At 55.1% G+C, this 6,138-nt stretch carries 6 protein-coding genes; 2 read left to right on the top strand and 4 right to left on the bottom strand.

Annotation, left to right across the window (positions count from 1 at the left end; all coding sequences use genetic code 11):
- Positions 1–53: 53 nt before the first annotated feature.
- The 3 genes from ACRDD5_RS01525 to ACRDD5_RS01535 all read right to left on the bottom strand — a co-directional run bounded on the left by ACRDD5_RS01525 (position 54) and on the right by ACRDD5_RS01535 (position 2,948).
- Entirely contained in the window at positions 54–1,079 is a 1,026-nt protein-coding gene (locus ACRDD5_RS01525) for a TerC/Alx family metal homeostasis membrane protein (protein ID WP_271282655.1), read from the bottom strand.
- Between the two features lie 180 nt (positions 1,080–1,259).
- Entirely contained in the window at positions 1,260–1,658 is a 399-nt protein-coding gene (locus tag ACRDD5_RS01530) for a potassium channel family protein (RefSeq protein ID WP_271282656.1), read from the bottom strand.
- A gap of 93 nt (positions 1,659–1,751) precedes the next feature.
- Positions 1,752–2,948, bottom strand: a complete 1,197-nt coding sequence (locus ACRDD5_RS01535) for an NAD(P)/FAD-dependent oxidoreductase (protein WP_438675705.1) — start codon at positions 2,946–2,948, stop codon at positions 1,752–1,754.
- Positions 2,949–3,176: 228 nt separating this feature from the next.
- Between ACRDD5_RS01535 and pitA the strand changes: the two genes are divergently transcribed.
- Positions 3,177–4,676 (top strand): inorganic phosphate transporter PitA, encoded by a 1,500-nt coding sequence (gene pitA, locus ACRDD5_RS01540; protein ID WP_271282658.1) that lies wholly within the window; start codon positions 3,177–3,179, stop codon positions 4,674–4,676.
- Between the two features lie 56 nt (positions 4,677–4,732).
- Here pitA and uspB read toward each other — a convergent pair whose 3' ends face one another.
- Positions 4,733–5,068 (bottom strand): universal stress protein UspB, encoded by a 336-nt coding sequence (gene uspB / locus ACRDD5_RS01545; RefSeq protein WP_106995298.1) that lies wholly within the window; start codon positions 5,066–5,068, stop codon positions 4,733–4,735.
- A gap of 281 nt (positions 5,069–5,349) precedes the next feature.
- On the opposite strand from uspB, the gene uspA reads away from it, so the two are divergent.
- Positions 5,350–5,787: a universal stress protein UspA gene (uspA, locus tag ACRDD5_RS01550; RefSeq protein WP_271266014.1), complete on the top strand. Its 438-nt coding sequence runs from the start codon at positions 5,350–5,352 to the stop codon at positions 5,785–5,787.
- Positions 5,788–6,138 lie beyond the last annotated feature (351 nt).

Raw genomic sequence — 6,138 nt, forward strand, 5'->3', positions numbered from 1 at the left:
AATGCGCCGGGCGGCGGCTTCGCCTGACCCGGCCTACATCCCCGCAAAAGCCATCAGGCTTCGCGTTTACCCGGGAACAGCAGGCTCGCCACAATCCCGGCGGCCAGCACGCCCAGCACCACTAACAGACTCGCCGTGGCACCGATGCCATAGCCGTGATGCCAGAAGTGATCCGTAGCATTCAGGCCAAGCTTAAACGCCACGAAGAACAGCAGCGCGATCACCGCTTTCTCCAGATGCACCAGATACTGCTTCAGCGCTTCCAGCACGAAGTAAAGCGTACGCAGGCCGAGGATCGCGAACATCATCGCGCTGTAGATAATCAGCGGTTCGCGGCTGACGGCGATAATCGCTGGCACCGAGTCAAACGCAAACATCACGTCTGACAGCTCAACCACCGCCACGCAGAGCAGCAGCGGCGTGGCATAGCGCTTCGCCTTCTTCACCCGCCCAACCATTACGTCCTGGTTCTCTGGCTTCGCCAGTTCTACATCAACCTCTTTCTGGCTTAACAGGAAAGCGTGGCCGGTGATTTTTGGCCAGATCGGGTAGAAGCGTTTTACCGCCCGGTACGCCAGATGCTGGGAGTAATCCTCAATTGCATCCTGCTCTTCGCCGCGCTTGAGCATCATCACCGCCGTCCAGGCCACGATCAGGGCAAAGACCACTTCGACATACGGCCCCAGGCTCAGCAGGCTGGTGCCGATAGCCACGAAAATCCCGCGGAACACGATGGCGCCAATCACGCCCCAGTAGAGCACCCGATGACGATACTGATCCGGCACGCCAAACCAGGCAAAGATCGCCATCATCACGAACAGGTTATCGACCGACAGCACCTCTTCCAGCGCATAACCGGTGAGGAACAGGCTTGCCACTTCCGCACCGTGGTGAACATACAGGAACCCGGCGAAGGCCATCGCGGTCATGACCCAGAAGATCGACCAGAGCGACGCGCTTTTCAGCGAAATCGGTTTGTTGTGACGGTGCATAAAGAGGTCGATAAACATCGCCCCTACCGCCATAACCACAAAGACAACAACGGTTTCCGTCGGGAAACCGAGATGAGCAGATGCCATACACAACCCTTTTAGAAGACAAAATACAAACCATGCAGACTGGCGAAGCCAGTGAAGAAAAGAGGGGACTGTCGGCAGTCTTCTCCCCTTAAGAAGTAAAACCCGGCGCAGGCTGTACCCGCGCAAGGTTGTGCATTTTACCTCACATCAATGCGGTTCTGCCATCGGCGGGTGGGGGGTTTATTGGCTCATGCCACGCAGGCGCTGCAGGACGGCCACCAGCACCGCGACCGACCAGCCGACCATCAGCGCCCCGACCAACCCTTCGACCCCACCGACCAGCCGCCAGTGCTCCGGCAGGGTGACATCGCCATACCCGACGGTGGCGTAGCTGACCAGCGAGAAGTAGAAGCTGGTATTCCAGTCCGGTAGCGCCTTGACGTACCAGTAAAATCCGGCAAACAGGCTGGCTTCAATCAGATGGGCAAACAGCACGGAAATGACGATGGCGACATTGCGGCAGACAATGCGGATCACCGATTCAACGCCGAGGTTAATGTACTTGAGGACGATAAACATCCACGTCGAATGAATGATGACCGTCAGGGTGATCAACGTTGTCACGCTCAAAAGCAGCATATCGGGTACTCGCAGAGCCGCAGGCAGTGAGGAAGGCGCAATGGTTGAAGCATAGCGGATCTGCTTCTGACGATAACGCCTGATAACGCTTTTTTATCCTCTGACCGTCAGCTCCTGTGCGCAGGCCCATGCACTCGCCCAGGCCCACTGGAAGTTGTAGCCGCCGAGCCAACCGGTAACGTCCATCACTTCGCCGATAAAGAACAGCCCCGGCACGTTACGCGCTTCCATGGTGCGTGAGGAGAGTTCATGGGTATCGACGCCGCCCAGCGTCACTTCCGCCGTGCGATACCCTTCGGTACCGTTTGGCTGCACGCGCCAGGCGCTCAACGTTTCCACCAGCGTTTGCTGATCGCGACTGTTGAGCTGCTTCAGCGACACGTCCGGGATTTGACCCAGCAGCTGCAGACACTCCACCAGCCGCTTCGGCAGTTGCATCGCCAACGTGTTTTTCAAGCTCTGGTTAGGATGCTCCGCACGCTGCGCGTCGAGGAAGCTCTCCAGATCGCAGTCAGGCACTAAGTTGACGCTGACGAACTCACCCGGCTGCCAGTAGCTGGAAATTTGCAGCACTGCCGGGCCGGACAGGCCGCGATGGGTAAACAGCAGGTTTTCCCGGAACACCGTCCCGTCTTCGGCGGTGATCACCGACGGCACCGAGACGCCAGACAGCGTTTGCAGCTGTTCCAGCAACGGTTTATGCAGCGTGAACGGCACCAGCCCGGCGCGGGTCGGTAATACCTTCAAACCAAACTGTTCGGCAATTTTATAGCCGAAAGGCGTTGCCCCCAGCCCCGGCATCGAGAGCCCGCCGCTGGCGATCACCAGATTGGGGGTGCTCACCGTTTCGCCATTCAGCGCTAAGGTGTATCCCGTCTCGTCACGGGCCACATCCAGCACTTCGCTGCGTAATCGCAGGGTAACCTGGCCTTTTTCACACTCCGCCAGCAGCATATCGACGATTTGTTGCGCGGAATCATCACAAAAAAGCTGGCCCAGCGTTTTCTCGTGCCAGGCGATACCGTGCTTGCCCACCATGTCGATAAAGTCCCACTGGGTGTAGCGTGCAAGGGCAGATTTGCAAAAATGGCGGTTTTGGCTGAGATAGGCCGCGGGTTCGATATAAAGATTAGTAAAGTTGCAGCGCCCGCCGCCCGACATCAGGATTTTACGGCCCGCCTTTTTGCCGTTATCGAGCAGCAGAACCCGGCGCCCCGCCTGTCCGGCCATCGCCGCACAGAATAATCCCGCTGCACCGGCGCCAATTACAATGGCATCATACTTTTCCACGTCTCGATCCTCTTGTTTTAAGGGCGCGAATTGTAAAGTTTCATCAAGAATCGCACCAGTGCATTATCCATGATCATATTTATTTACTTGAAATATAAAATATAATTGTTTTACTACCGCGCTAAGTTAGGTAGGGATTTGAAAAAAAGTCTATATTTCACTTTGCCCGTTGCGCATTTGTCCTGGATAATGCGCCGCGTTCATGTCCTCAAGATGGCGTAACGTCCTATGCTACATTTGTTTGCCGGCCTGGATTTACATACCGGGCTATTACTAGTGCTTGCTCTGGTCTTTGTATTGTTTTACGAAGCAATCAACGGCTTCCATGACACTGCAAACGCAGTGGCAACCGTAATCTACACACGTGCTTTACGATCGCAAGTTGCGGTGGTGATGGCGGCGGTGTTTAACTTCTTTGGCGTTCTTCTTGGAGGTCTGAGCGTAGCCTACGCCATCGTGCATATGCTGCCAACGGATCTACTGTTGAATGTCAGCTCCGGCCATGGCCTTGCTATGGTGTTCTCCTTGCTGTTTGCTGCAATTATCTGGAACCTCGGTACCTGGTATTTCGGCCTGCCGGCATCCAGTTCTCACACCCTGATCGGCGCCATCATCGGTATTGGTTTAACCAATGCGCTGTTGACCGGTACGTCGGTGGTTGATGCGCTGAACATTCCTAAAGTCATCGGTATTTTTGGTTCCCTGATTATTTCTCCGATCGTCGGTCTGGTCGTTGCAGGGGGGCTGATTTTCCTGCTGCGTCGTTACTGGAGCGGTACCAAAAAACGCGCCCGTATCCACCTGACGCCTGCTGAGCGTGAAAAGAAAGACGGCAAGAAAAAGCCGCCATTCTGGACGCGTATTGCCCTGATCATTTCTGCTATCGGCGTGGCCTTCTCTCACGGCGCGAACGACGGTCAGAAAGGCATTGGTCTGGTCATGCTGGTACTGATTGGCGTGGCCCCTGCGGGCTTCGTGGTGAATATGAATGCCTCCGGCTACGAAATTACCCGTACCCGTGATGCGGTCAACAACGTGGAAACTTACTTCCAACAGCGTCCCGATTTGCTGAAGAAAGTGACCGGTGTGGATCAGCTGATCCCGTCTCCGGAAGCGGGCGCAACCACTGCACCTGGCGAGTTCCATTGTCACCCGGCTAACGCAGTCAATGCGCTGGAACGTGCCAAAGGCATGCTGACGGATATCGAAAGCTACGACAAACTGTCCGTAGAGCAACGTGGCCAGCTGCGCCGCATCATGCTGTGCATTTCGGATGTGACTGACAAGGTGGCCAAGCTGCCTGAAGTCAACGCTGACGACAAGCGTCTGCTGAAGAAGCTGAAAGTCGACATGCTGAATACCATTGAGTACGCGCCAATCTGGATCATCATGGCGGTCGCGCTGGCTCTGGGTATCGGTACGATGATTGGCTGGCGTCGCGTCGCAACGACTATCGGCGAGAAGATCGGTAAGAAAGGCATGACGTATGCGCAGGGTATGTCCGCGCAGATGACAGCCGCTGTATCTATCGGTCTGGCAAGCTATACCGGTATGCCGGTGTCGACTACCCACGTCCTCTCATCATCCGTGGCAGGTACCATGCTGGTTGATGGCGGTGGTCTGCAACGCAAAACCGTCACCAGCATCCTGATGGCCTGGGTCTTCACCCTTCCGGCGTCCATCCTGCTGTCAGGCGGACTGTACTGGATCTCCCTGCAGTTCTTGTAATCGCAGGCAGAGAAAGAGAAAAGCGGGTCAGGAAACTGGCCCGCTTTTTTTTGTGCTCAATGCCAGATGAGGAGAGCAACCATGCTCACCACCACCAGGCCGCACAGGGCGCTGGTCAAGATAAACTGACGGCGCAGACGCTCGCAGCGACGGATAAATTCATCATCATGATGATCGCGATAGCGCTGGGCGTAGATATACCATACCAGGCGCATCTGTTTGCTGGGCTGTCCATGCGAGGTGAAAAAGCCGCCCCCATCTACATATTGATACAACAGCGGATCGCAGCCACGAAGTACCACTAATAGCGCGCGCAAAGATGAGAAATAACGCGCCATATTCACGATGCAAACCACACATAACGCCCAAAACAATGCGACGGTGCTAATCATACTTCCTCCCCGGCGTCCGCCCACGGAGCAATGCCCCGGGACTACCGCACCCATGCCCTGACAGACGGTTCAGTGAAAGAGAGACACAAAAACCGATCGGTTTCACATTTTAATATCCGACCGGCTTATTCAATAGTGTAGGAGATCCGTTAATTTTTTTGCCACATGGTTATTCGTTATCAACTCCAGTGCTTGAAAATTTTGTTCAACTGGGCCGTAATGAATGCACAGACAACTGCTACACGCATGGGTCATCGATCACTTAAGGAAGGAGTAACACTATGGCGTATAAACACATTCTCATCGCGGTTGACCTCTCCCCGGAGAGCAAAGTGCTGGTTGATAAAGCCGTATCCATGGCACGTCCGTACAATGCGAAAGTTTCCCTGATTCACGTGGACGTTAATTACTCTGATCTCTATACCGGCCTTATCGACGTCAATCTTGGCGATATGCAAAAGCGCATCTCCGAAGAGACACATCAGGCCCTGAGCGAACTGTCCACCAATGCCGGTTATCCGATTACGGAGACCCTGAGCGGCAGCGGTGACCTCGGCCAGGTGCTGGTCGATGCAATTAAGAAATACGATATGGATCTGGTGGTTTGCGGTCATCACCAGGATTTCTGGAGCAAGCTGATGTCGTCAGCGCGTCAGCTGATCAACACCGTCCACGTGGATATGTTGATTGTGCCGCTGCGCGACGAAGAAGACGAGTAAGTGTGTCTTGCCGGGCGGCGCTGCGCTTGCCCGGCCTACGAGGCAAATGCAAAACGGCAACCAGGTTGCCGTTTTTAATGTTTGTTCCCTTTCCCTGTGGGCTGACCAATCCCCAGTAATTTTTAATCTTAAAGCAACGGAATAACGACAAGAGAATAAATCACTTACAGCGATACCCTGGTCCGGCTGAAAATCGCCGAAGCGTTTCCTGGAGGCCGGGGCGAGGCGCATGGATGCGCCGAGAGGGCGTGACCTACATGGATGTAGGATCGCGCCCGACCCGAAGCCGGAAGGAATAAGCTGAGGGTATCGCGTAGCGACGATTTTCTTGCCGGGAGCCCGGGTAGCCAG

It is taken from the genome of Silvania sp. (assembly GCF_051656365.1).
In the GTDB taxonomy this organism is placed as follows: domain Bacteria; phylum Pseudomonadota; class Gammaproteobacteria; order Enterobacterales; family Enterobacteriaceae; genus Enterobacter; species Enterobacter hatchlandensis.